At 60.5% G+C, this 24,330-nt stretch carries 22 protein-coding genes and 1 pseudogene; 17 read left to right on the top strand and 6 right to left on the bottom strand.

What is annotated here, in order from left to right:
- The first annotated feature begins 263 nt into the window (after positions 1-263).
- From radA to ACM62Q_RS10105, 4 genes are all read left to right on the top strand, one after another.
- The gene (radA, locus tag ACM62Q_RS10120; protein ID WP_415036153.1) at positions 264-1,622 is read left to right on the top strand and encodes a DNA repair protein RadA; all 1,359 of its coding nucleotides are present in this window, start codon (positions 264-266) and stop codon (positions 1,620-1,622) included.
- The gene (locus ACM62Q_RS10115; protein ID WP_415036151.1) at positions 1,619-4,114 is read left to right on the top strand and encodes an ABC transporter permease; all 2,496 of its coding nucleotides are present in this window, start codon (positions 1,619-1,621) and stop codon (positions 4,112-4,114) included. The genes radA and ACM62Q_RS10115 overlap by 4 nt, the downstream gene beginning before the upstream one ends.
- A 67-nt stretch (positions 4,115-4,181) precedes the next feature.
- On the top strand, positions 4,182-4,682 hold the full coding sequence (locus ACM62Q_RS10110) for a FecR domain-containing protein (protein ID WP_415036149.1): 501 nt from the start codon (positions 4,182-4,184) through the stop codon (positions 4,680-4,682).
- Complete coding sequence (locus tag ACM62Q_RS10105; protein ID WP_415036147.1) at positions 4,675-5,253, top strand: OmpA family protein; 579 nt, start codon at positions 4,675-4,677, stop codon at positions 5,251-5,253. The genes ACM62Q_RS10110 and ACM62Q_RS10105 overlap by 8 nt, the downstream gene beginning before the upstream one ends.
- 266 nt (positions 5,254-5,519) lie before the next feature.
- Here ACM62Q_RS10105 and ACM62Q_RS10100 read toward each other — a convergent pair whose 3' ends face one another.
- From ACM62Q_RS10100 to ACM62Q_RS10090, 3 genes are read right to left on the bottom strand one after another with little or no spacing between them, the layout of a single operon-like run.
- A complete protein-coding gene (locus ACM62Q_RS10100) occupies positions 5,520-7,646 on the bottom strand; it encodes a CHASE2 domain-containing protein (protein WP_415036145.1) in 2,127 nt (708 codons plus the stop codon).
- 3 nt (positions 7,647-7,649) lie between these two features.
- Complete coding sequence (locus ACM62Q_RS10095; RefSeq protein ID WP_415036143.1) at positions 7,650-8,612, bottom strand: MBL fold metallo-hydrolase; 963 nt, start codon at positions 8,610-8,612, stop codon at positions 7,650-7,652.
- The gene (locus ACM62Q_RS10090) at positions 8,609-8,956 is read right to left on the bottom strand and encodes an STAS domain-containing protein (RefSeq protein WP_415036141.1); all 348 of its coding nucleotides are present in this window, start codon (positions 8,954-8,956) and stop codon (positions 8,609-8,611) included. Before ACM62Q_RS10090 ends, ACM62Q_RS10095 begins: the two co-directional genes overlap by 4 nt.
- A 221-nt stretch (positions 8,957-9,177) precedes the next feature.
- Between ACM62Q_RS10090 and ACM62Q_RS10085 the strand changes: the two genes are divergently transcribed.
- The 3 genes from ACM62Q_RS10085 to ACM62Q_RS10075 are packed head-to-tail and all read left to right on the top strand — an operon-like array spanning position 9,178 to position 12,184.
- Positions 9,178-11,409: a YgiQ family radical SAM protein gene (locus ACM62Q_RS10085; protein WP_415036157.1), complete on the top strand. Its 2,232-nt coding sequence runs from the start codon at positions 9,178-9,180 to the stop codon at positions 11,407-11,409.
- Between the two features lie 20 nt (positions 11,410-11,429).
- Positions 11,430-11,816, top strand: a complete 387-nt coding sequence (locus ACM62Q_RS10080; RefSeq protein ID WP_415036139.1) for a group II truncated hemoglobin — start codon at positions 11,430-11,432, stop codon at positions 11,814-11,816.
- Positions 11,816-12,184 (top strand): nucleotide pyrophosphohydrolase, encoded by a 369-nt coding sequence (locus ACM62Q_RS10075; RefSeq protein WP_415036137.1) that lies wholly within the window; start codon positions 11,816-11,818, stop codon positions 12,182-12,184. The genes ACM62Q_RS10080 and ACM62Q_RS10075 overlap by 1 nt, the downstream gene beginning before the upstream one ends.
- Before the next feature lie 15 nt (positions 12,185-12,199).
- Here ACM62Q_RS10075 and ACM62Q_RS10070 read toward each other — a convergent pair whose 3' ends face one another.
- From ACM62Q_RS10070 to ACM62Q_RS10060, 3 genes are read right to left on the bottom strand one after another with little or no spacing between them, the layout of a single operon-like run.
- Positions 12,200-13,654 carry a LutB/LldF family L-lactate oxidation iron-sulfur protein gene (locus ACM62Q_RS10070; RefSeq protein ID WP_415036135.1) on the bottom strand — a complete coding sequence of 485 codons (1,455 nt, stop codon included), beginning with the start codon at positions 13,652-13,654 and terminating at the stop codon, positions 12,200-12,202.
- A complete protein-coding gene (locus ACM62Q_RS10065) occupies positions 13,651-14,331 on the bottom strand; it encodes a LutC/YkgG family protein (protein WP_415036133.1) in 681 nt (226 codons plus the stop codon). The genes ACM62Q_RS10070 and ACM62Q_RS10065 overlap by 4 nt, the downstream gene beginning before the upstream one ends.
- Positions 14,328-15,098: a (Fe-S)-binding protein gene (locus tag ACM62Q_RS10060; protein ID WP_415036131.1), complete on the bottom strand. Its 771-nt coding sequence runs from the start codon at positions 15,096-15,098 to the stop codon at positions 14,328-14,330. Before ACM62Q_RS10060 ends, ACM62Q_RS10065 begins: the two co-directional genes overlap by 4 nt.
- A 290-nt stretch (positions 15,099-15,388) precedes the next feature.
- On the opposite strand from ACM62Q_RS10060, the gene ACM62Q_RS10055 reads away from it, so the two are divergent.
- From ACM62Q_RS10055 to ACM62Q_RS10010, 10 genes and pseudogenes are all read left to right on the top strand, one after another.
- Positions 15,389-16,159 (top strand): GntR family transcriptional regulator, encoded by a 771-nt coding sequence (locus ACM62Q_RS10055; RefSeq protein WP_415036129.1) that lies wholly within the window; start codon positions 15,389-15,391, stop codon positions 16,157-16,159.
- A 31-nt stretch (positions 16,160-16,190) separates the two neighbouring features.
- On the top strand, positions 16,191-18,566 hold the full coding sequence (gene ppsA / locus ACM62Q_RS10050; protein WP_415036127.1) for a phosphoenolpyruvate synthase: 2,376 nt from the start codon (positions 16,191-16,193) through the stop codon (positions 18,564-18,566).
- On the top strand, positions 18,567-18,833 hold the full coding sequence (locus ACM62Q_RS10045) for a hypothetical protein (protein WP_415036125.1): 267 nt from the start codon (positions 18,567-18,569) through the stop codon (positions 18,831-18,833). It begins immediately after the preceding gene.
- Entirely contained in the window at positions 18,769-19,479 is a 711-nt protein-coding gene (locus ACM62Q_RS10040) for a hypothetical protein (RefSeq protein ID WP_415036123.1), read from the top strand. The genes ACM62Q_RS10045 and ACM62Q_RS10040 overlap by 65 nt, the downstream gene beginning before the upstream one ends.
- A 59-nt stretch (positions 19,480-19,538) precedes the next feature.
- On the top strand, positions 19,539-19,967 hold the full coding sequence (gene ndk, locus ACM62Q_RS10035; protein WP_415036121.1) for a nucleoside-diphosphate kinase: 429 nt from the start codon (positions 19,539-19,541) through the stop codon (positions 19,965-19,967).
- Positions 19,968-19,977: 10 nt separating this feature from the next.
- Positions 19,978-21,072 (top strand): 23S rRNA (adenine(2503)-C(2))-methyltransferase RlmN, encoded by a 1,095-nt coding sequence (gene rlmN / locus ACM62Q_RS10030; protein ID WP_415036119.1) that lies wholly within the window; start codon positions 19,978-19,980, stop codon positions 21,070-21,072.
- Positions 21,069-21,911 (top strand): type IV pilus biogenesis/stability protein PilW, encoded by an 843-nt coding sequence (gene pilW, locus ACM62Q_RS10025; RefSeq protein ID WP_415036117.1) that lies wholly within the window; start codon positions 21,069-21,071, stop codon positions 21,909-21,911. Before rlmN ends, pilW begins: the two co-directional genes overlap by 4 nt.
- A 10-nt stretch (positions 21,912-21,921) precedes the next feature.
- Complete coding sequence (locus ACM62Q_RS10020; protein WP_415036115.1) at positions 21,922-22,932, top strand: RodZ domain-containing protein; 1,011 nt, start codon at positions 21,922-21,924, stop codon at positions 22,930-22,932.
- A gap of 24 nt (positions 22,933-22,956) precedes the next feature.
- The gene (gene ispG, locus ACM62Q_RS10015) at positions 22,957-24,165 is read left to right on the top strand and encodes a flavodoxin-dependent (E)-4-hydroxy-3-methylbut-2-enyl-diphosphate synthase (protein WP_415036155.1); all 1,209 of its coding nucleotides are present in this window, start codon (positions 22,957-22,959) and stop codon (positions 24,163-24,165) included.
- A gap of 13 nt (positions 24,166-24,178) precedes the next feature.
- Positions 24,179-24,330 (top strand): annotated as a pseudogene (locus ACM62Q_RS10010) (histidine--tRNA ligase); the annotation flags it as partial.

The following is a 24,330-nucleotide window of genomic DNA, read 5'->3' as shown; positions in this document are numbered from 1 at the left end:
CAGCGGCGAGTTTAGCCAGCCGCCCGGCCTGCCGAGTAGCGCAAGGCACCCCGCGCAGCGGGGCGTCGACCACGGGGGGCCTTTTTCTTTGGCTACTTTCTTTTGGGCAAGCAAAAGAAAGTACGCCCGCGCCGCAGCGCGGAACCCGGCGGTCGCACAAGGAACCCAGCCCGAAAAGCAAAACTCCAAAAACAAAACCCCACCACCACACAAAAAACAGCGGTAATACAATCGACACCACCTGAAAAGTAAAAACAGAACCCATGGCCAAACCCAAAACCCTCTATTCCTGCACCGAATGCGGTGCCACCAATCCTAAATGGCAAGGCCAGTGTCCCGGCTGCACTGCCTGGAACACGCTGGTGGAGAGCGTGGCGGAAACGCCGGGGAAGCATCGTTTCGAGGCGCTGGCCCCGGCGGCGCGCTTGCAGAATTTGGCTGAGATCGAAGCGCGCGAGGCGGATCGCATCGCCACCGGCATCGGTGAATTCGACCGGGCCTTGGGCGGCGGCCTGGTGGCGGGCGGCGTGGTGTTGATTGGCGGCGACCCCGGCATCGGCAAGAGCACGCTCTTGTTGCAGGCGCTGGCGCATCTGGCGCAGACGCAGCGCGTACTGTATGTGACGGGGGAGGAATCCGGGCAGCAGGTGGCCTTGCGGGCGCGGCGTTTGAATCTTGAGGTGGCGAATCTGCCCTTGATGGCGGAAATCAACCTGGAGCGCATCCTCGCTACCTTGCAGGCAGAAAGGCCGCAGGTGGCGGTGATCGATTCGATCCAAACCCTGTGGTCGGATCAGCTTTCCAGCGCGCCGGGTTCGGTGGCCCAGGTGCGCGAATGCGCGGCGCAGCTGACGCGGCTGGCCAAGCAGACGGGCATCACGGTGATTCTGGTCGGCCATGTGACCAAGGAAGGCGCGCTGGCCGGGCCGCGCGTGCTGGAGCACGTGGTCGATACGGTGCTGTATTTCGAAGGCGACACCCATTCCAGTTTCCGCCTGGTGCGGGCGGTGAAAAACCGTTTCGGCGCGGTCAATGAACTGGGTGTGTTCGCCATGACCGAAACCGGGCTGAAAGGGGTGAGCAACCCTTCCGCCATGTTCCTGTCGCAGCATGGGCAGGAGGTGGCCGGTTCCTGCGTGCTGGTCACGCAGGAAGGCACGCGCCCCTTGCTGGTGGAGATTCAGGCGCTGGTCGATACGGCGCACGGCAACCCGCGCCGTTTGACCGTCGGGCTGGATGCGCAGCGCCTGGCGATGTTGCTCGCCGTGCTGCATCGGCATGCGGGCATCGTCTGCTTTGATCAGGATGTTTTCGTCAATGCCGTGGGCGGGGTGAAAATTGGCGAGCCGGCGGGCGATCTGGCGGTGCTGATGGCGATTACTTCTTCCCTGAAAAACAAGCCCTTGCCGGAGAAGCTGATCGTTTTCGGCGAGGTCGGGCTGGCCGGGGAGATTCGCCCTGCGCCGCGCGGTCAGGAGCGTCTGCGCGAAGCGGCCAAATTGGGCTTCACCCGCGCCCTGATTCCGGAAGCCAACAAGCCGCGTCAGGCGATCCCCGGCCTGGAAGTCATCGCCGTGCGCCGGGTGGATGAGGCGGTGACGCGGATTCGGGAGTTGCAATGAATTGGCGCTTGGCTTGGCGCATGCTGGGACGCGAATGGCGCGCTGGCGAATTGCGCTTGATTTTTGCGGCCTTGTTGCTCGCCGTTGCGGCGGTGACGGCGGTGGGTTTTCTCAGCGACCGTTTGCAGCGGGCCTTGCAAGGCGAGGCGGCGCAGTTGTTGGGGGCAGATTTGATTTTGACGGCGGATCAGCCGCTGGCCCCCGAATTCGCCGCCGAAGCGCAAAAACGTGGCTTGCGTACGGCGCAGATCCAGCTTTTTCCCAGCATGGTCTTTGCCAATGGGCGGACGCAGCTGGTGGAAATCAAGGCGGTAGACGAGGCCTACCCTTTGCGCGGCAGTTTGCAGGTGGCGCAAAACCCGGAGGCAGAAATGCAGGGCGCGACGCAGGGGCCGGCGGCAGGAGAAGCCTGGGTCGATGCGCGCCTGTTTCAGCAGTTGGCTTTGCACAGTGGGGCGATGCTCGGGGTAGGGCGTTTGCAGCTGCCGGTAGCGCGCGTCTTGCTGCGCGAAAGCGACCGGGCATTTAACTTTTTTTCCCTCTCGCCGCGCGTGATGATTGCACTGGAGGCGGTGCCGGAGAGCGGCTTGACGGCCTTTGGGGCGCGCGTCACCTATCGTTTGCAGTTGGCCGGTGAGGCCGCGGCGCTGGAGAATTGGCGCGCCTGGGCCGCGCCGCGCCTGGGGCGTGGGCAGCGCCTGGAAGGGGTGCAGGATGCGCAGCCCGAAGTGCGCAAAGCGCTCGATCAGGCCGGGCGGTTTCTTGGGTTGGCGAGTTTGCTAACGGTTTTGCTCGCGGCCATTGCCGTGGCGCTCGCCGCGCGGCGTTATCTCGCGCGCCATCTGGACACCTGCGCCTTGCTGCGCTGTTTTGGCATGACGCAAAAACAAGTGCTGCGCCTGCACCTGGCGGCATTTTTTCTGCTTGCGCTGGGGGCTGCGATTTGCGGGATTTTGCTGGGTTTTATCGTGCATCTGGCCTTGGTGAGCGGCTTGGCCAGCCTTTTTGCCATTCCCTTGCCCCCGCCGGGAGGGCATGCGCTGGGGCAGGGCGCTCTGGTGGCCTTCGTTTTGCTTTTTGGTTTTGTTTTACCGCCGATTTTGCAGCTGGCGCAGGTGCCGACCGTGCGCGTTTTACGCCGTGAATTCGGTCCACCCGCCGGGCAGGCGATTTTGGCCTATGCCGTGGGCGGCTGCTTGCTGGTGGCGCTGGTGCTATTGACGGCGGGCGAATTGCGTTTGGGCGCTATGGCGGTGGCGGGTTTTCTTGCCGTGGCACTGTGTTTTGCAGCCAGTGCCGGGGGGCTTTTGTCGCTGCTTTTGCGTCTGCTGCGCCAGGGCAAGCTGGCGCAAGGGTTTGGCTTTTCCTTGCGTTACGGTGCTTTGTCTTTGGCGCGCCATCGTCTGGCCAATGTCTTTAACGTCGTGGCCTTGGGGAGCGGCATGATGGCCTTGCTTTTGCTGGGCGTGACGCGCCTGGAGTTGATCGATACCTGGCAGCAGCGTTTGCCGGCGGATGCGCCGAACCGTTTCATCATCAATATCCAGCCGCCGCAGCGGGCAGCGGTGGCGGCGGCCTTGCGCAGCCTGGGGATAGAGGCGGAACTTTCGCCCATGGTGCGCGCCCGGCTGACGGCCAAAAATGGAAAAGCCGTGAGCGCCGCTGATTTCCCCGCCGACGAGCGCGCCCAGCGTTTGGTCGAGCGCGAATTCAATTTGTCCTGGCGTGACAGTTTACCGGCCGGTAACCGGCTCAGCGCCGGCGCGTGGTTTGCCGGGCCAGGGGCTTTTGCTTCAGTCGAAGAGGGTTTGGCGAAGAGCTTGGGGATTGCGCTCGGCGATCGTCTTGAATTTAGCGTGGCCGGGCTGCAAAAAACCCTGACGGTAACGAATCTGCGCAAACTCGATTGGGATTCCATGCGGGTCAATTTTTTCGTGTTGGCCCCCTCCGGCGTGCTCGAAGATGCGCCGGCCAGTTTCATCACCAGCTTTCATCTGCCGACACGAGATGGTCATGATCCGCTGGCGGCGCTGGTGGCGCAGTTTCCCAATTTGACGGTGATCGATATTGCGAGCCTGCTGGCTCAGATACAGGCCGTTTTGGGGCAAATCGTCGGTGTCGTGCAACTGGTGTTTTTGTTTACCTTGGCGGCCGGTGTCGTCGTGCTCTACGCCGCTTTGCTTGCGGTAGTCGATGCGCGCCGTCAGGAAATTGCCGTTTTGCGCGCCTTGGGGGCGCAGCGTGCGCAATTACGCCGTGCCGTGTTGATCGAGCTGGCCAGCCTGGGGGCGCTCGCCGGGGGTTTGGCGGCGCTCGGTGCGGCGCTGCTTGGGCAGTTGTTGGCCTATCAAGTTTTTGCCACGGCGGCCGATACCTCCTGGCTGACGCTGTTTTTCAGCGCAGCGCTGGCGGCATTGGGTGTGGCCGCTGCGGGTTGGCTGAGTGTGCGGCGCTTGCTCGATACACCAGCGGTGGATGCGCTGCGGGCTTGAGGCCGGCAGGGCTGTTAGAATGCGAAAATTGACACGGCGCTCATTGGCCAAAATAAGGAGTTCGACCATGAAAACAGTGCGGCATAGCCTATGTTCCTGCTTTTTGCTGCTGGCCTTGGGGCTGCCTGCCCATGCCGCAGAAAACGGCGCACAAAATAGCCCCTCCAGCACGGTTTCGAGCGAGGCGGTGGGCATGGTCAAAACGAGCCGTGGCACGGCAATGATCGAACGCGGTACCGAAAAACTGCCAGCAACGGTCGGGGCGCAACTGTTTGAAAAAGATCGTTTGCGTACCGGCGCAGATGGGGCCTTGGGCGTGACCTTGCGCGACAATACCCTGCTCTCTGCTGGCCCCAATTCCTTGGTGGCGCTGGAAAAATTCAGTTTTGACGACACCACCCATGACGGCAAGATGTCGGTGGGCGTGCGTAAGGGGACCTTGTCGGTGGCGACCGGAAAAATCGCCAAGCGAGCGCCGGAGTCGGTGGATTTTCGTACGCCGACGGCAGTTTTGGGGGTGCGTGGCACGGAATTCGTGGTTGAAGTGATCGGTGGGCGCGATGAATAAATTCCTGCCCTGTTTGAGTGCCTTGCTTTTGTTCGGTTGCGCCAGCGAGCGGGTGGTCCTGCTGCCCGTTCCGGAGGGTGAAAAAAATGCCGTCGTCGTGCGTGATGCCAACGGCGAACAGGAACTGGCCACCCCCTATGCCGCCACGGTGCGCCGCCTGGGGGTGGCACGCCCCTATCAGGCCAGCGCGGCAGAAGTCAATGAACGCTATGGCGCGACTTTGTCGGCCATGCCGGCGCGCCCCTTGAGTTTCGTGCTGTATTTTGTGAGCGGTGCAGATCAGTTGGCACCGGAATCACAGGTCGAACTGGAAAAAATCCGCAAACTTCTGAGCGAGCGCCCGGCGGCAGAATTACAAGTGATCGGTCACACCGATACCGTTGGCAACAAGGAGAGTAACGATGCCTTGTCGCGTCAGCGGGCCGATGCCGTGCGTACCCTGCTGATCGATGCGGGTTTTCCGGCCGACACCCTGCGCGCTTCCGGGCGCGGCGAGCGCGAATTGCTGGTGCCGACCGCCGATGACGTGGCTGAACCGCGTAACCGCCGGGTGGAAATCAATATCCGTTAGGTGTTGCGCTGAAAACAGGATTGAAGAAGGATAGGGGTTAAACGCGGATTGATTGCGGATTGAACGCGGATTAAACGCGGATTAAACGCGGATTTTCGCGGAGCAAATCGGATTGCGCGGATAAACCCGTGATCGGTTGCTTTTGATCAGCGTTCATCAGCGTTCATCAGCGTTCATCAGCGTCCCCCCGCCGAATCCGCGTCAAAGCTGTTCTGAACAAATCGCTGCCGAGCCCCTCAGGGTGAACGAATTTGTTCAGGGCTTTCTCAAGTGTTCGTCCCGTGCCATTCCAGTAGTACCAAGGTTAAATCGTCTGCCGGTGCAGCGCCGGCTTCGTAGGCGCGAACGCGCTCGTGCATGAGCGCGCAGCGCTCTTGCAGCGGCAGCGCGGGTAAATCGGCAAAACTCTCGGTCAGGCGTTGATTGCCATACATCTCGCTGTGTGTGCCACTGCCGGCTTCGCTGACGCCGTCGGTGTAGAAGCAGAGCAGGTCGCCCGCTTGCAGTTGAAGCGTGGCGCTGGCATAGGCGAAATCGCCCAGGGCGCACAACGGCGGGCCGCTGATTGCGGCGATGGGCAGCGGGCTGACCGTGGGGCCAGTGGGGCCGGCGCGGCGCAGCAAAGGTGCGTCGTGGCCGGCGCAGACGTATTCGAAACGCCCCTGGGTCAGATCGAGCACGCCGATGAAGGCAGTCACGAAAAGATAGGCGGGATTTTCCCGGCTCAGTTCAATTTCCAGATCATGCACCCCGGCGGCGAGATCCTTGTGCCGGCGCAGCAAGGTGGCCCCCAGGGTTTTTGCCATGCTCATGAACAGGCTGGCCGGTACGCCCTTGCCGGAAACATCGGCGACGGCGAGGCACAGATGCTGGGCATCGAGCATGAAAAAATCATAGTAGTCGCCGCCCACCGCGCGCGCCGGTTCGAGCAGGGCGGCCAGTGTAAAGCGCCGTTCGCCGGGAAAACGTGTGGCCGGGTCGGGTAACAGGCCCATCTGGATGTGGCGCGCCGCATCGAGTTCACCGTTCAGGCGGGCGGCGTCTTCGCGGCTTTTTTGTAATTGCCGGGCGTTTTCACGCCGGGCGCGGTCGGCGCGGATGAGTACATTGCCCAGCTGCACGATGACGGCGGGCGACATCAACAAAAACAGGCTGGCACCGTCGAACAGCCAGCCGCCGGCGCTAAAGGCGGCATAACCGGCCGTGAGCAGAAGCACGCCGGTGGCGGCAAAGCTGGCCACGGCATAGCGCGGTTTCAGGCGCGGCAAGGCAGATGAAAGCCCGCCGCCCAGCAGTAAAAGCAGCGCCATTTCCAGCCAGGGCAGCCAGGCGGGGCGTTGCAGGGCGTGGTTGCTGAGCAGGCTTTCGATCACCTGGGCGTGTACGTCGCTGCCCGGCAGGCTGTCGCCCAGCGGTGTGATGATGCGGTCTTGCAGGCCGACGCTGTTGAAGGCGATGAGGATCAGGCGCTGGTGGAAGGTTTCGGGCGGATAAACGCCGGAGAGCACGTCAGCGGCAGAAAGATGGTGATCGGCGCTGGGGGGGCTGAAATGCAGCAGGATTTCGCCGTTGGCCTGGGTGGGCAGGCGGTAATCCCCCAGGCGAATGGCCCGCACGCCTTCGCCCCCCGATTCCAGTGCGACGGCTCCGCCGCCCAGCGCTTGGCGCACCATTTCAAGCGGCAGCGAAAGATAGGGTTGGTCGGCGATGAAGGCCAGGCTGGGAACGCGGCGCAAAATGCTGCGCTGGTCGAAATCCTCGGCCTCGCCCGGGCCGGCATTGATGAAACCTTCGCCGCTGGCTTTGCTCTGCAATTGCGCCAGGCTGGAGAGCGCACTGGGAAAATGCGGCAGGCTCTGTTGCTGCTCCGGGCTCAGGGTCAGCTGCGGCAGTGGGTGGATGGGGGGGTGGGCTCCCGGCAAGGGGCGGCTGAGGCCGACGCTGGCCAGAATCGTCGGCGCTCCCGTGAAACTGGCGGCAAGCTTTTGATCCGGGTCGGGCAGGGCCGCGAGCGCACTAACAAAATTTGCCGATAGCGCGGCATCGTTGGCGGCCAGACGACGCTGCAAAAGCTCCGGCGCGTTTTGGTCGCGTTCGGCAAACAGCATGTCCAACCCGATGGCGAGAGGGGCTCCGGCCTGAATTTTTTGCACGAGTTGCGCCAACAGATCGCGCGGCCAGGGCCATTGGCCGTATTGGGCGAGACTTTGGCTGTCGATACCGACGATGAGCACCGGCTGGTCGGGGTGCTGCGGACGGGGTGAAAAACGTTGGTAACGGTCAAACAGCGCTGCTTGCAGGGCGTTCAGCGGGGTGTTGGCGAGCTGGTGCAGGAGCAAGGCCGCCGCAAGGAGCAGGGCTGCCGGCAGCCAACGCCACCAAGATGCGCGCATGGTCTACAAAGTGACGGTGAGGCCGTCGTAGGCGGAAATGATTTCCAGCGCCTGGCGCTCGCCGCGGGTGAGTTTTTCCAGCCGGCGAGTTTCTTCCAGGAGGCGGCTCAACTGGTTATCGTCGTTGGCGGGTTCATGGTGGAAGAGGGCAAGTCGCCGGGCGGCGGCGGCCTGACACAATTCGACGCCGACGACATTGCTCGAATGCCCCCATTCAGCCTTCACCGAGGCGGCTTCGGCGAGCGAATACATGGCATCGAAGATGACCAGATCGGCATTTTTGAAGAACTCGGCAAAGCCTTGCAGGTCGCTTTTATCGTCCAGGCGATGTTCCGAATCGGTGCTGTAGACCACGGTTTTATCGACACTTTCAAAGCGGTAACCGTAAGAATCACCGGGATGTTTCTGCAATTTTGGCGTCACGTTGATGCCGCTGATATATTGTGTTTCGCCAGGGATCATCAGGTCGAATTCGATTTCGGCACCGGCCTGGGTGTAGTCCACCGGGAAATTGGGGGCGCGCATTTGGCGGCGGAAAGCTTCTTCCAGCCCGCTGTGGCAGCCGTGGATGATGATACGGTTGCCCGGAACGTAGATGGGCGTAAAAAAAGGAATGCCCATTAAATGATCCCAGTGCAGATGGGAAATGAAAAGATGATAGGTCTGCGGATTGGGGATGCCGTAGCGGGCGATTTTGGCCTGGCCCAGCACGCGGGCACCGGTGCCGACGTCACAGATGAAATGCTCCGGGCCGCCGGTGACGATTTCGACACAGGAAGAATTGCCGCCAAAGGTGCCGCGCACGGCAAAAGGCAGGGTGTCGATGAAGGCATCGAGCTCGGTTTGTTTGCGAAAATTGCGCCCGTTGGCGGCAAGCAGTGCGCTGCTGATCTTGGCGCGTACCTCGTGGTGGCTGATGGCCGCGGGCAAGGACCCCCGGGTGCCCCAGAAAATCACTTGTTTCATGTGCCGAGTACCTCGCAGGCGGCTTCTACCGTGGCGTAGCAGGGGACGATCAGGTTGAAACGGCTGATGGTAAAGACTTCCTGCACCAGGGGCGTGAGGGCGGCGAGGGCGAAATGGCCGCGCTGCGCCTTAGCCTGACGTGCCGCCAACATGAGTACGCGCAAACCGGCCGAACTGATATAGACGACGCCGGAAAAATCGAGCACCAGCGCGCTCTGGCCGGCAGTACAGCTGTCGAGCAAGGGTTTTAAGGCCTGGGTGAACTCTTCGGTCAGTGCGTGGTCTATACGCCCCGTAACCTGGGCGACGCGGGCACCTTTTTGTTCGGAAACAGGAAGTTTCATCGTAAGCGGACGTGTATTGAAAATGGTTTTTGATTAAACAGCCAAGGCGGGGAGTATGCCACGCCCGTCTGGCCCCTTATGTAAAATATTGCATGCAAAAAAATACCACCCCGGCCAGCGCGCCGAATCTCAGCAGCGCCTCAGCATTTGCGAGCGCGCCGCCGCTTTTTTCCCGCCGTAAATTCTGGGCGCAGCGCTTTGGTCGCGCGCCTTTTCTGCCCATGTCGCGCGCCGAGATGGAGCAGCTCGGCTGGGATTCCTGCGACATCATCCTGATTACCGGCGATGCCTATATCGATCATCCCAGTTTCGGCATGGCGCTGATCGGGCGTACCTTGGAAGCGCAGGGCTTTCGGGTGGGCATCATCAGCCAGCCAGACTGGCATTCGGCGGGCGATTTTCGCCGCCTGGGCAAGCCGAATCTGTTTTACGGCGTCACAGCCGGCAATATGGATTCGATGATCAACCGCTATACCGCCGACCGTAAACCGCGTTCGGACGATGCCTATACGCCGCATGCCGAGCCCGACAAACGCCCGGACCGCGCCTTGACGGTCTATGCCCAGCGCTGTCGTGAGGCCTTTGCCGGCGTGCCGGTGGTGATCGGCTCGATCGAAGCGAGCCTGCGCCGCATCGCCCATTACGACTACTGGTCGGACAAGGTGCGCCGCTCGGTGCTGCCGGACTCCAAGGCCGACCTGCTCATCTTTGGCAACGCCGAGCGGGCGCTGGTGGAATTGGCGCATCGTTTGGCGCAAGGGGAAAAAATTGGCGAGATTCGCGATTTGCGCGGTACGGCCTTCATGGTCGCGCCGGGCTGGTTGCCGCACGCCGGATGGGCCGCCATCGATTCCAGCGAAATCGACACTCCGGGGCCGGTCGCGCCGGCGCTCAATCCCTATGCAGAAACCTCGCAGAATACGGCGGCTTGCGCGCCGGAAAACGCCTCTGCCGGTGTCGATAAACCGATTCGCATCGTCAGTCGCAGCGAGCGGATGCAGGCCTGGCGTAGCCAGCGGGCGCAAACGGTGATCCGCTTGCCGTCTTACGAGCAGGTGAAAGAAGATCCCGTGTTGTACGCGCACGCCTCGCGCACCTTTCACCTCGAATCCAATCCGGGGAACGCCCGCGCCCTGGTGCAGGCGCACGGCGAGCGGGACGTCTGGCTGAATCCGCCGCCTTTGCCGCTCACCACCGCCGAACTCGACGGTATTTACGAGCTGCCCTACGCCCGTCGCCCGCACCCGGTCTATGGCGAGGCGAAGATTCCTGCCTGGGAGATGATCCGTTTTTCGGTCAATATCATGCGCGGCTGCTTTGGCGGTTGCACCTTTTGTTCGATTACCGAACACGAAGGGCGCATCGTGCAAAGCCGCTCGGAAGATTCCGTATTGCGCGAAATCGAGGAAATGCGCGACAAAACCCCCGGCTTTACCGGCGTGGTCTCCGATTTGGGAGGGCCGACCGCCAACATGTATCACCTGAAATGCAAGGATGAAAAAATCGAGGCCGCCTGCCGCCGTTTGTCCTGCGTTTACCCCGATATTTGCGAAAACATGGGCACCGACCACGGCCCGCTCATTTCGCTCTACCGCAAGGCGCGCGCCCTCAAAGGGGTGAAAAAGATTCAGATCGGCTCCGGTCTGCGCTACGACTTAGCGGTTCGCTCGCCGGAATACATCAAGGAACTGGTCACGCACCATGTCGGCGGTTATCTGAAAATTGCCCCGGAGCATACCGAAGAGGGGGTGCTCTCGAAAATGATGAAGCCGGGTATGGGTACCTACGATCGTTTCAAGCAGTTGTTCGACCGTTTTTCGCGCGAAGCGGGTAAAGAGCAATATCTCATCCCCTATTTCATCGCTGCCCACCCCGGCACGACCGATACCGACATGCTCAACCTCGCCCTGTGGCTGAAGAAAAATAACTTTCGCCTCGATCAGGTGCAAGCCTTCGTGCCGACTCCCATGGCGCTGGCGACGGCCATGTATCACACCGAGAAAAACCCTTTGCGCAAATTGCAGCGTCAAGGCGGAGAAATCGTCGGGGCCGTGCGCGGCGCCAAGCAGCGGCGGCTGCACAAAGCCTTTTTGCGCTATCACGACCCGGAAAACTGGCCCCTGCTGCGCGAGGCCCTGAAGGAAATGGGCCGCGCCGATTTGATCGGCAATGGCAAGAAACAGCTCGTCCCCGCCTGGCAGCCCGCCGGTACCGGTTTGAGCTGCGCTCAGCGCAAAGCCGGCGCAGCCGTCGGTGCGCCGGGTAAGGCGCTTTCTGGGAAAAAGCTTTACCCCGAACGTCAGGCTGCGCCGCGCCCACTGATGGGCAAAAACATGGGCAAAAACATGGGCAAACCGGCAGTCAATTCAAGCGGCAACACTGCGCCCAAAACGGCCCGTGCCACGGCTGTTAAACCGGGCAGCAAACCCGCCGCCCGCAAGCCTTCCCGCTAATTTCACGAGAGATGATCGTTATGAGTGAGCCTACGACCTACGAACAAATTGGCGGCGACGCCGGCACTGCCCGGCTGGCCGAGCGTTTTTATCAGCGCATGGCCGAAACGCCGCAATTTGCTGAATTGCGCGCCATGCACCCGGAAGATTTGCAGAGCTCGCGCGACAAGCTCTATAAATTTCTTTCCGGTTGGTTTGGCGGCCCGGATCTGTTCGTCGAAGAATACGGTCATCCACGCCTGCGCCAGCGCCACATGCCGTTTGCCATCGGCGAGAAAGAGCGTGATCAATGGGTGGCCTGCATGTTACTGGCGATGGATGATGTTGGTATCGATGAGGCTTTGCGTAGCAAACTCTTGACGAATTTCTTCAATACTGCCGATTTCATGCGCAATCAGGCCGGCTGATGCTCCCGCCGGCAGATTCTTTGGCGGTGTTGCGCGCCGCCGTACTCGCCTTTCGCGATGCGCGTGACTGGCGGCAATTCCACAACCTGAAAAATCTCATCGTCTCGCTCAATCTCGAAGCCGCCGAATTGCTCGAATTGACCCAATGGCAGCGCGATGAAGAAGTGGAGGCCTTGCCCGCCGACCCCGTGCGCCGCGAAGCCCTGGCCGACGAATGTGCCGACGTGCTGCTTTATCTTTTGCTCATCGCCGAACAGGCCAAGATCGATTTGCTGGCGGCGGCACAGGCAAAACTAGTTAAAAACGCGGCGAAATACCCCGTCGATAAAGCACGCGGCTCGCGGGCGAAATATGTTGATCTGAGCTGAGCGTCTTGCGCCGGATCATTGCTGCGCCGCGCCCCGCGCCCGTAAGCGATCGCGCAGACGTTGCTTGGCGGGTTGCAATGGAGTGCGCACTTTGCTCCAGCCGGCTTGGTGTGCGGGGGTCAGCCAGGCAAAACGGCTGATCAACCAAGACGCCAGGCGGTAAAGCTGCGGGGAACGATAGAGGCCGGCCCAGATTTTCCAGATACTCGATTGCAGAATGCTATGGCCCGCGCCCTGGTCGCTGAGGGCGGCATTGGGGTGCGGCGCGCTGAAATTTTCTGCGCGCAGGCGCATCAACAATTCGGGAATCGGGATTTTTACCGGACAGACTTCGCCGCAGGCTCCGCACAGAGAAGATGCCGTGGTCAGGCCGCCGGCGGCTTCCAGGCCGAGCAGGTGAGGGGAGAGGATCTGGCCGATGGGGCCAGGATAGGTGGTGCCGTAGGCATGGCCGCCGATGCGGGCATAAACCGGGCAATGGTTCATGCAGGCACCGCAGCGGATGCATTGCAGTGTCTTGCGTAGCTGCTCGTCGGCATAGGCCTGGCTGCGCCCGTTGTCGAGCAGCACCAGATGCACTTCCTCGGGGCCGTCCTTCTCGCCGGGCTGGCGGGGCGAGGAGATCATGTTGAAGTAGGTGGAGATGTTCTGGCCGGTGGCTGAGCGGGTCAGCAGCGAGAGCAGCGGCGGCAGGTGTTCGAGTTTTTCCACCACCTTTTCGATGCCGGTAACGGCGATATGTATGGCCGGCACGGTGGTGCACATGCGGCCGTTACCTTCGTTTTCCACGAGGCAGAGAGTGCCGCTTTCGGCCACGGCGAAATTGACGCCGGACAGCCCGATCTGGGCTTCCATGAATTTTTGCCGCAACACCTCGCGCCCGATCTGAATTAAGGCATCGACATTGTCGGTGTAGCGGACGCCCGGCACCTTGTCGGCGAAGAGGCGGGCAATTTCTTCTTTCGTTTTGTGAATCGCCGGCATGATGATGTGTGAGGGTTTTTCCTCGGCGAGCTGAACGATGTACTCGCCCATGTCCGATTCCAGCGCCTCGATGCCGGCGGCTTGTGCCGCATGATTCAGCTCGATTTCCTCACTGACCATGGATTTGCCCTTGACCATTTTGTGCGCGCCGTGGGCCTGGATGATGCCGAGGATGATGGCGTTCGCCTCGCTCGGTGTTTGCGCCCAATGCACGCGGATGCCATTGCCGGTGAGCTTGTCTTCGAGCTGCACGAGCAGCTCCGGCAGACGGGCCAGGTTGTACTGGCGGATGCTTTCGCCCAGGCTGCGCAGGCTTTCCAGTTCTGCGCTGTCGGGAAATTGCGCGGCGCGCTTTTGCATCAAAAAATCCATTGCGCCGCGAAAGCTTTGGCGCAGGAAAGGGTCGTCGACGACGGCTTGGGCGCGCGCGCGAAAATTTTCGGCGGGTTTGAAGTGCACGCTGTGCTCGTTTTTGCGGGCGCTCATGCGGCGTCCTCCTGCAGCAAAACAATCAATTCTTTCGGGCCGTGCGCGCCGTAGGCCAGGGTTTGCTGGATATCGGCGGTTTTTGATGGGCCGGAGATGAGCAGGGCGTTGGTCGGCAAACCCGCGCGCCAGTTTTCTGCGTGCATGGCTTCATAAAAAGTATCGTAGATTTTTCCGGCATCGAGCAAAACGATGTGCAGCGGCGGCACCAGCGACATCAGACGGGGTTCGAGAGCATCAGGCCAGAGGATGAGCGTGCCGGTTTCGGCAATCGCGGCGCGGGCGCCGGTCAAGCTGGCGGGGGTGGCGGTAAAAAGTTCGGATTTCCAGGCTTCGATCGGCAGATCATAGGTGCTGCATGCGATGCCGCGCGGCGGGAGTTCATCCAGGGCGATTTCGCCGTGCGGCGTGCCTTCGGCAAGGAGAATTTGGTTGATGGCGCGCGCTTTTAAGACGCTGTGCAGGCGCTCCGGCCAGTTTTGGCGAGTGACCGTGTGGACTTCGGCGTGGGCGAGTTCGATGTTGCGGCGAAAACACGCGATTTTTTCTGCGCTGGATCTTGCCGGGCGGTACGCGGCAAACCAGGCGGCCACGGCAGGTGGTTCAGGGGCTTGGGCCGGGGCGCTGGCGCGCAGGCGGGCAAGGATGCGTTGGCGGGCGTCGATACGGTCGTTCATGTTTTTGCTCCGGCGCGGTGCAACAGAAAACTGGCGATATGTTCGCCCGGCAGGCTGGGGTGGGTGCGTCCGGCCTGGGCGTCCTGCCAGGCGGCATGGCCGAGAATATTCATCAGGCAACCGCAGTCCGCACTGAGCACGCGTTCGGCACCGCTGGCCTTGAGTGCGGCGACCTTGTCTTCGACCATGGCGGCGGAAATTTCGGCTTGCTTGAGGGAAAAAGTGCCGCCAAAACCGCAGCATTCGGCCTCGTGTTCTTGTTGCGCGACGATGACGTTGGGTAGGCGTTCGAGCAGCTTGCGGCTGCTCAAATGACTCTGCATTTCGCGGCGGGCAGCGCATGAGGTATGCAGCACGACACGGGTTTTTTCTGCGCAGTCTTGCGGCTGGTAATCGAGCACATCGATCAGAAAACGCGTGAATTCGTAGATGCGTGGCGCGAGCCGTTCGGCTTGTTGCCGGCGCAGCGGGTCTTCGGCAAAGAGCTTGGGGTAGTGGTGCTGCATCATGCCGGCACAGGAACCGGAAGGGACGATGACGGGCCAGTCTTCCGGGAATAAATCCAGTTGTTGCGCCGCAACTTGCCGCGCCTCTTCGGGAAAACCGCTGGTGTAGGCGGGTTGGCCGCAGCAGGTTTGATTCTCCGGAAAGTGCACGCGGATGCCGGCCTGTTCGAGCAAGCTGATGGCATCCATGCCGGCATCGGGGAAGAATTGGTCGATCAGGCAGGTGGCAAAAAAATATACGTCGCGGGGGAAGGTGGACATGATGATTTGGCCTTTGTTCAGATGCTTGGTTAAATGGTAAGACCATTTTTGCTACGAATGCGTCAATCTAAAGCAAACTGTCTTGGGGGTCAATCTTGCGCTGCAAAAGAAAAGTTTTGCTGCTTGACTTGGCGCTTGCTTTGATTAAGCGCGTGATTTGATTAAAAATTTAATTAAATTCTTGTTTTGTTGCGCTGTGTTTTGGCCTTGGGTGTAAAAAATTGCTTGCCCTACGCGCCGGCCTTCCCTAGAATGCGCTGGTCTTACCAAAACATTTGGTCTTACCAGTGGTGGAGAAGCTGAAAATCCTGCGTGTTTCCGATGCCGTCGCCAGTACGCTGGAGCAGCGCATCCTCGAAGGTTCCCTGAAACCGGGCGATCGGCTGCCGGCGGAGCGCGAATTGGCGGCGGAATTGGGGGTGTCGCGCCCGAGTCTGCGTGAGGCCATTCAAAAACTGGCCTCCAAAGGTTTGCTGAACAGCCGCCAGGGCGGCGGCACCTTTGTCACGGCAGCCCTGGAAGCGAGTTTTCTCGACCCTTGGCAAGCCATGGTCGGCTCTTACCCCAATTTGCGCGAAGACATGCTGGAATTTCGCCGCATGCTCGAAGGGCAGGCGGCAGAATGGGCGGCAGAGCGCGCCACCGATGCCGATTTACAGCGTCTGGATCACGCCTATGCCCAGTTGCAAAGCGCTGCCGAAGCTGGCGATGTTGCCAGTCGCGCCGCCGCCGATATTGCCTTTCATCAGGCGATTGGCGAGGCCGCGCACAATGCCTTGCTGGCGCATCTGTCTTCTGCCTTGTTGCGCTTGATGCAAGACAGCATCGCGCTCAACCTGGGCGAGTTGAAAGACGTGGCGGCGGCGGGGCGTTTGCTCGCCAGCCAGCACGCCGCGATTCATGCCGCCATTGGTGAGCGCAAACCGCAGGCGGCGCGCAGTGCGGCAGAAACCCATATTGATTTCGTCCGGGAAACCCTGGCCCAAACCCTGCGTTCGGTGGCGCGCCGTGAAACCGCGCAACGCCGCCTGGAGGCCGAGTTTGCCGGCGGCGAGAGTTGATTTTCATATTTTGTCTATAGAAAGGACGTTCGTGGAAACCTTTGTCATCCCCTTTGAAAAATTGCGCATGACCGATGTCGAACAGGTCGGCGGCAAGAATGCTTCCCTTGGCGAAATGATCAGCCAACTGGCCGGCACCGGCGTGCGCGTGCCGGGCGGTTTTGCCACTACGGCACACGCCTATCGTATTTTTCTGGCGCAGTCCGGCCTGGATGCAAAAATCAACGCCGCACTCGATGCGCTCGATGTGGATGATGTCAATGCTCTCGTCAAAACAGGGGCCGAAATCCGCCAGTGGGTCCTCGATACGCCCTTTCCGATGGATCTGACCATTGCCATTACCGAGCAGTACCAGCGCCTGGTCGCGGAATCGACCGCCGATATGTCCTTTGCCGTGCGTTCCTCGGCCACTGCCGAAGACCTGCCCGATGCCTCTTTTGCCGGGCAGCAGGAAACCTTCCTCAACATCGTCGGCCTGGAAAACATCATGCACGCGATTAAAGAGGTGTTCGCCTCGCTGTACAACGATCGCGCCATTTCCTACCGTGTGCATAAGGGTTTTTTACACGCAGATGTCGCCCTCTCCGCCGGTATTCAGCGCATGGTGCGCTCCGACAAGGGCGCAGCCGGCGTGATGTTTACGCTGGACACCGAATCGGGCTTTCGTGATGCCGTGTTCGTGACCTCCAGCTATGGCCTGGGCGAAACGGTGGTGCAGGGCGCGGTCAATCCGGACGAGTTCTATGTGCACAAGCCGATGCTCGATGCCGGCAAAAAGGCCGTCGTGCGCCGCAACCTCGGCTCCAAGATGATCAAGATGACTTTCTCGCCGGAGAAGGTGGCCGGCAAGTCCACGATTACCGAAGAGGTCGAAGAAAATTTGCGGCAGCAGTTCTCGATCAACGACGAAGAAGTCATGGAATTGGCCCGCTATGCGCAAATCATCGAAAAGCATTACCAGCGTCCGATGGACATTGAGTGGGGTAAAGATGGTGTCGACGGCAAGCTCTATATTTTGCAAGCTCGCCCGGAAACCGTGCAGTCGCAGGCGAGCGCCGGCAAGCAGGAAAAATTCAAGCTGAAATCCTTCTCCAAGGTGCTCGCTTCCGGGCGTGCCATCGGCCAGAAAATTGGTGTTGGCCCGGTGCGGGTGGTCAAGGATCCGCGCGAAATGGATCAGGTCAAGCCGGGCGATGTGTTGGTGGCCGACATGACCGACCCGAACTGGGAGCCGGTGATGAAACGGGCTTCGGCCATTGTCACCAACCGTGGCGGGCGCACCTGCCACGCGGCGATCATTGCGCGTGAATTGGGTATCCCGGCGATTGTGGGTTGTGGTGATGCGACGGAAACGCTGACCGAAGGCGATGTGGTCACGGTGAGTTGCACCGAAGGCGATACCGGGCATGTCTATCGCGGTCGCCTCGATTTTGAAGTGACGACGCGCGACATTTCGGCCATGCCGGAGGTGCCGGTCAAGGTCATGATGAACGTCGGCAATCCCGAGCTGGCCTTTGAATTCGCCCAGCTGCCCAATGCCGGTGTCGGTTTGGCGCGGGTTGAGTTCATCATCAATAACGTGATCGGCATCCACCCGAAAGCCATTCTCGATGTCGAGCGTTTGCCGGCTTCCAAGCGCGAAGAAATCAAGCGCCGCGCCCGTGGCTATGTTTCGCCCAAGGAATTTTTCGTCGAAAAGCTGGTGGAAGGGGTGTCCACCATCGCTGCCGCTTTCTGGCCCAACCCGGTGATCGTGCGCCTCTCCGACTTCAAATCCAACGAATACCGCAAGCTGCTCGGCGGCGAACTCTACGAGCCGGAAGAAGAAAATCCCATGCTCGGTTTCCGTGGCGCTTCGCGCTACATCGCGCATACCTTTGAAGATTGCTTCGAGATGGAATGCCGCGCCATGAAGAAGGTGCGCGAGGAAATGGGTTTGACCAACGTGCAGTTGATGGTGCCTTTTGTGCGCACCGTCAGCGAAGGTCAGGCCGTGGTCGAATTGCTTGCTGAACACGGCTTGAAACAGGGCGAGCATGACCTGAAGCTGATCATGATGTGCGAAATTCCGTCGAACGCGCTGCTCGCCGACGAGTTTCTCAAGATTTTCGACGGCTTCTCCATCGGCTCCAATGATCTGACTCAGCTGACGCTTGGTCTGGACCGCGACTCTGGCTTGGTGGCCAACCTCTTCGACGAGCGCGATCCGGCGGTAAAAATGCTGCTCGCCATGGCCATTGCCGCCGCCAACAAAGCCGGTAAATACATCGGCATCTGCGGTCAGGGGCCATCGGACCACCCCGATCTGGCGGAATGGCTGATGGACCAAGGCATCAACAGCATCTCGCTGAACCCGGATACGGTGGTCGACACCTGGATGCGCCTGGCGGGACACAAAAAAGCCTGATTGCTGCCTTGGCTTCCCGAAGTTTTCTTACATCGGGAAAAAACAGCAGGCCGGGAGAGGCTTCCCGACCTGCTGTTTTTATTTGCGCTGTTTTTATTTGCACTGTTTTTATTTGCACTGTTTTTATTTGAATTCCTGCCGGTATCAAGAGGCCAAACGCCGCCTGTGCCACAATGCGCTCTGCAAAATTTTGAGTTAAATCATGAAACGTGCCGTTTGGATTTTGGGTTTGATCGTGCTGGCGCTGTTGCTGCCGTTCTTTTTTAGCGATATTGGGCGTCAACAGGGGGCGGATCATACGGTGGGTTTGCCGTGGCAGATCGAGGCGGATGCGGCGGGGAACAGCCGGGTGTTTGGTCTTGTGCTGGGGCGCGATCGTCTGGCGGATATGCTGCCGGTTTTGGGGGGCGAGCCAGAATTGGCGATTATCGTTGCGCCGGGCGAGAAGGGTAGTTTGGAAATGTATTTTCACGAACTGCGCCTGGGTTTTGTGCTGGCCAAAGTGGTGCTGACCCTGGAAGTTTCGCCGCAGCAGATGGCGCAGATGATCGAACGCGCGCCGAAGGCGGAATACATGGAAAGCACGACGCGCAAGATTCGTCTGGCGCCAGAAGATCGTGTCTTGGCGGAAAGCCTGCCGGTGCAGGCGATCAGCGTGATTCCCACGGTCAATCTCGACGAGGCGACCTTGATCGAACGTTTTGGCGCGCCGGGTGAGCGTTTGCCGGTATCGGCGGAGCGCGTACACCTGCTGTATGCCGAGAAGGGGCTGGATATCGTGGTGGACGCCAAGGGCAAGGAGCTGTTGCAATATGTGCCACCGCGCGATTTTGCGCGTTTGCGCGATCCTCTGCTGGCCGCCTTGGCCAAGCGGGAAGACAGTACAGAAGGCGCGCTGCCGTCCGCGCGCTGAGCGGCGAATCTGCTAAAATTTCGCCCTTTTCAACCGACTGCCTTTCTATTGGAGTAATCATGGCTATCGAACGCACGCTTTCCATCATCAAACCCGATGCCGTCAAGAAAAACGTTATTGGCCAGATTTACGCTCGTTTTGAAGCCGCCGGCCTGAAAGTCATCGCCGCCCGCATGACCTGGCTTTCCGCGCAGGAAGCCGGCCAGTTCTACGCGGTGCATAAAGATCGCCCCTTCTTCAAGGATTTGGTCGAGTTCATGACCTCCGGCCCGGTGATGATCCAGGCGCTGGAAGGCGAGAACGCCATTGCCAAGAACCGCGAGCTGATGGGTGCCACCGATCCGAAAAAAGCCGACAAGGGCACCATCCGCGCCGATTTCGCGGAATCGATCGATGCCAACGCCGTGCACGGCTCCGATGCGCCGGAAACTGCGGCGGTGGAAGTGGCCTTTTTCTTCCCCGGCATGAACACCTACGCTGGCCGCTGAAACTGCATACATGACAGTCAATCTGCTGGATTACGATGCCGCCGGCCTGACAGCCTGGTTTGCCGAACAGGGCGAAAAACCTTTTCGGGCGAAACAGGTGTTGCGCTGGATGCATCGTTCCGGCGTGGCAGATTTCGATGCCATGACCGACCTCGCCAAGAGCCTGCGCGACAAGCTCAAGGCGCTGGCGGCGGTATTGCCGCCAGCCGTCGTCTCGGACAGGCTGTCGGATGACGGCACGCGCAAATTTTTGATCGACGTTGGTAACGCGAACGCCGTCGAAACTGTTTTCATCCCGGAAGACGAGCGCGGCACCCTGTGCATTTCGACGCAGGCCGGCTGCGCGCTCGATTGCGCTTTTTGTTCTACCGGTAAACAGGGTTTTAACCGCAACCTGACGGTGGCTGAAATCATCGGTCAGTTGTGGCTGGCCAATAAGGCGCTGGGGGCGGTGCATGGCGATGAGCGGGTCATTTCGAATGTTGTTTTGATGGGCATGGGCGAGCCGCTGGCCAATTACGACAACACGGTGACGGCCCTGCATTTGATGCTGGATGACAACGCTTACGGTTTGTCGCGCCGGCGGGTGACGGTGTCGACCTCGGGGCTGGTGCCGGTGATCGATCGCTTGCGCGATGATTGCCCGGTGGCCCTGGCGGTTTCTCTGCATGCGCCCAATGATGCGCTGCGCGATCAGCTGGTGCCGATCAACCAGAAATATCCCCTGGCTTCCCTGATGGGCGCTTGCCAGCGCTATCTCACGAAAGCGCCGCGCGATTTCATCACCTTTGAATACACCATGCTGGCCGGGGTCAATGACAGCGATGCGCAGGCGCGCGAGTTGCTGGCCTTGGTGCGCGATGTGCCGTGCAAATTCAATCTGATTCCGTTCAATCCGTTTCCGGATTCGCCCTTTCGCCGTTCGCCGGCGGAACGGGTACGCCGTTTTGGAGAAATCCTTCTGCAGGGCGGTATCGTCACCACCACGCGTAAAACGCGCGGCGATGATATCGATGCCGCCTGTGGCCAGCTGGCCGGGCAGGTGCAGGACAAAACCCGGCGTCGGGTGGAAAAAACCATTCCCATCATGGAGTCTCGTGCATGAAAAAGAAGCTGTCGCCCTGGTGTTTGGCGAGTGTTTTCGCCGTTTTGCTGTGCAGCCAGTCGCTTGTTGCGCAGTCGCAATATGATTTTTCCAAGGTGCCGACGAGCGGCACCCCTTCGCCGGTCATGAACGAAGGGCGTAGCAGCGAGCCGACGCCGGCCGATCCGCGCACCCGGGCGCGCACGCGCACAGAATTGGGGGCTTTGTATTTTCAAGAAGGCAATCCGGCCGCGGCGATTGAAAATCTGAGCATGGCGATCGAGGTCGATCCGAGCTATTCCACTGCCTATAGCGTGCGTGCTTTGGTGTATGCCGATCTCAAGGAATTTGCCAAGGCGGAGGCGGATTTCAATCGCGCCTTGTCGCGTGCGCCCAATGATCCGGAAGTGAATAACAACTACGGCTGGTTTCTCTGTGAAACGGGCAAAATTCAGGAATCCATGACGTATTTCGAGCGCGCTTTGCGCGATCCGCTTTATGAAACCCCTGACCGTGCCCATACCAATGCCGGAAATTGCCTGTTGCGCGCCGGCGATAAAGAAGGTGCGCAGCGCCATTATCTGCAGGCCGTGCGCCTGTCGCGTAGTGGGGCGCTGGCGGCACGTCTGGGCTTGGCCGATATTTTCTTTCGCCAGGGCAATAGCGAAGAAGCGCGCGTTTATCTCAATGATGCCTTGCGCATGATGGAGCCCCCCAGCCCGGCCGCCTTGTGGCTGGGTTTGCGGCTGGAGCGCAAAGCGGGCAATAAATCGGCGGAAAGCAGTTTTGCGGCGCAATTGCGCGGGCGTTATCCAACCTCCGAGGAATACCAGCAATTCCTGAAGGGGAATTTTGAATGAGTCATTGCCTATGAGTGACAATCAGGCTTTTGTCGATGATGCGGCGACGCTCATCGTCGATCACGCGCCGCAATCGGTGGGGCGCAGTCTGCGCCAGGCGCGCGAGGCGCGTGCCTTGCCGCTGCCCGATCTGGCGCGCTCGCTCAAGTTAAGCGAACGTCAGTTGCAGGCACTGGAAGCCGATCAATGGTCGGAGTTGCCAGGGCCGACTTTTGTGCGCGGTTTCGTGCGCAACTACGCCCGCCTGCTGGCGCTCGATGCCGAGCCCCTGATGCAGATGCTCGATCAACAGCTGGAAAAACCGCGCGCCAAACTCGACATTCCGGCCTCCGCGCCGACTGCGCCAATGGCTGGCGCAAGTAAGAAAAACGATCGCTCGGTCATCTTGTTGGGCTTGTTTTTGTTGCTGGTGGCCGTGCTGGGCTATCTCCTCCTGCCCGGGGACTGGGGCGTATTGCAAAGCCGCGTGCAGGATTTGTTGGCCGGCACGCCAGCACAAAGTGCGAGCACGGCGCAGGAAAAAACGCATGAACCTTTATATCCGCCCGGCGCAAACAATCAGGAATTGATCGCGCCGGTGGGCGAAGGGGCAGCGGAGCATGAGGGTGAGCCCGTGCCGGAGCAAAAGGCGGAACAGCCGAATGTGCCCCCGGGGGAATCGCCAGTAAAAACCTTACCCATCGGCACGGTGCCGGTGGACGCTGCGCCGGCCAGCAATGCGGCGACGGTGACGGCGGCGACGCTGGACACCGTTCCCGGTGCCGCCGCGCTGACGCCTGTTGCCAATGCCACACTGCGTTTTGTGGTGAGCAAGGAAGCCTGGATCGAAGTGCGTGACCAGGAGCAAAAAGTGCTGTTTTCGCAGCGCGTTGCGCCGGGGGGCGAGCCGCAGGTGCAAGGGCGGGGGCCGCTGGCGGTGACGGTGGGTTATGCGCCCGGTGTGCAGGTTTTTTTGCGCGGCAAGGCGATCGATCTGGCACCGCATAGTCGGGGCGACGTGGCCCGTTTGGTGCTGGAGTAAGCCGTGGGTTTTTCTGCCAAACGCATGACGCGTGTCACGCATGTCGGAACCGTCCGCCTGGGCGGCGATGCTCCGGTGGTCATTCAGTCGATGACCAATACCGATACCGCCGATTATCTGAAAACCGCCATCCAGTGCGCCGAACTGGCGCGTGCCGGTTCCGAGTTGGTGCGCATCACGGTGAACTCGCCGGAAGCTGCCGCCGCCGTGCCGCTGATCCGCGAGCATCTGGATCGCATGCACTGCGATGTGCCGCTGATCGGCGATTTTCACTATAACGGGCATCGCCTGCTCACCGAACATCCGGCCTGCGCCGAGGCGCTCGCCAAATACCGCATCAATCCCGGCAACGTCGGTTTCGGTAAAAAGAAGGATGAGCAGTTCGCGCAGATGATTGAACTCGCCTGCAAGTACGACAAACCGGTGCGTATCGGGGTGAATTGGGGCAGTCTCGACCAGGAATTGCTGGCCCGCCTGATGGATGAAAATTCGCGCCTGGCGCAGCCGCTCGATGCCACCGAAATGATGCGGCACGCGATGGTGGTGTCGGCCCTGGAGTCTGCGGCCAAGGCGGAGAAAATCGGTCTGGCGGGGGAAAAGATCATTCTTTCCTGCAAGGTGTCGAGCGTGCAGGATTTGATCGCCATCTACCGCAAACTGGCCGAGCGCTCCGATTACGCGCTGCATCTGGGGCTGACCGAGGCCGGCATGGGCTCCAAGGGCATCGTCGCCTCGACGGCGGCGCTGGCCGTGTTGTTGCAGGAAGGCATCGGCGACACCATCCGCATTTCGCTGACGCCGGAGCCGGGCGGCGCGCGCACGCAGGAAGTGATCGTCGCCCAGGAAATCCTGCAAACGATGGGGCTGCGCGCCTTCACGCCGATGGTGGTGGCCTGCCCCGGCTGCGGGCGCACCACCAGCACGCTGTTTCAGGAACTGGCCGGCGAAGTGCAGGATTTCGTGCGCCAGCGCATGCCGGAATGGAAACTGCACTATGACGGCGCAGAAAACATGACGCTCGCCGTCATGGGCTGCATCGTCAACGGGCCGGGCGAATCGAAACACGCCAACATCGGCATTTCCCTGCCCGGCACCGGCGAAGCGCCGGCCATGCCGGTCTTTGAAGACGGCCAAAAAACCGTGACCTTGAAGGGTGACAACATCACCCAGGAGTTCAAGGACATCATCGAGCGCTATGTGGCGCGTACCTACAAAAAGAAGTTATCCGCATGAAGAAGTTGTCAGCATGAGTCAACACTTGCAGGCCGTGCGCGGGATGAATGACATCCTGCCGGAAGAAGCGGCATTCTGGGAATTGTTCGAGGACGCCATCCGCAGCTGGCTGAAAGGCTATGGCTACAAGCCGATCCGCATGCCCATCGTCGAGCCGACGCCGCT

The organism is Azonexus sp. (assembly GCF_047638095.1).
Classification (GTDB): domain Bacteria; phylum Pseudomonadota; class Gammaproteobacteria; order Burkholderiales; family Rhodocyclaceae; genus Azonexus.
The sequence above is the reverse complement of the archived record's forward strand: the minus strand, read 5'-3'. Positions and strand labels throughout refer to the sequence as shown.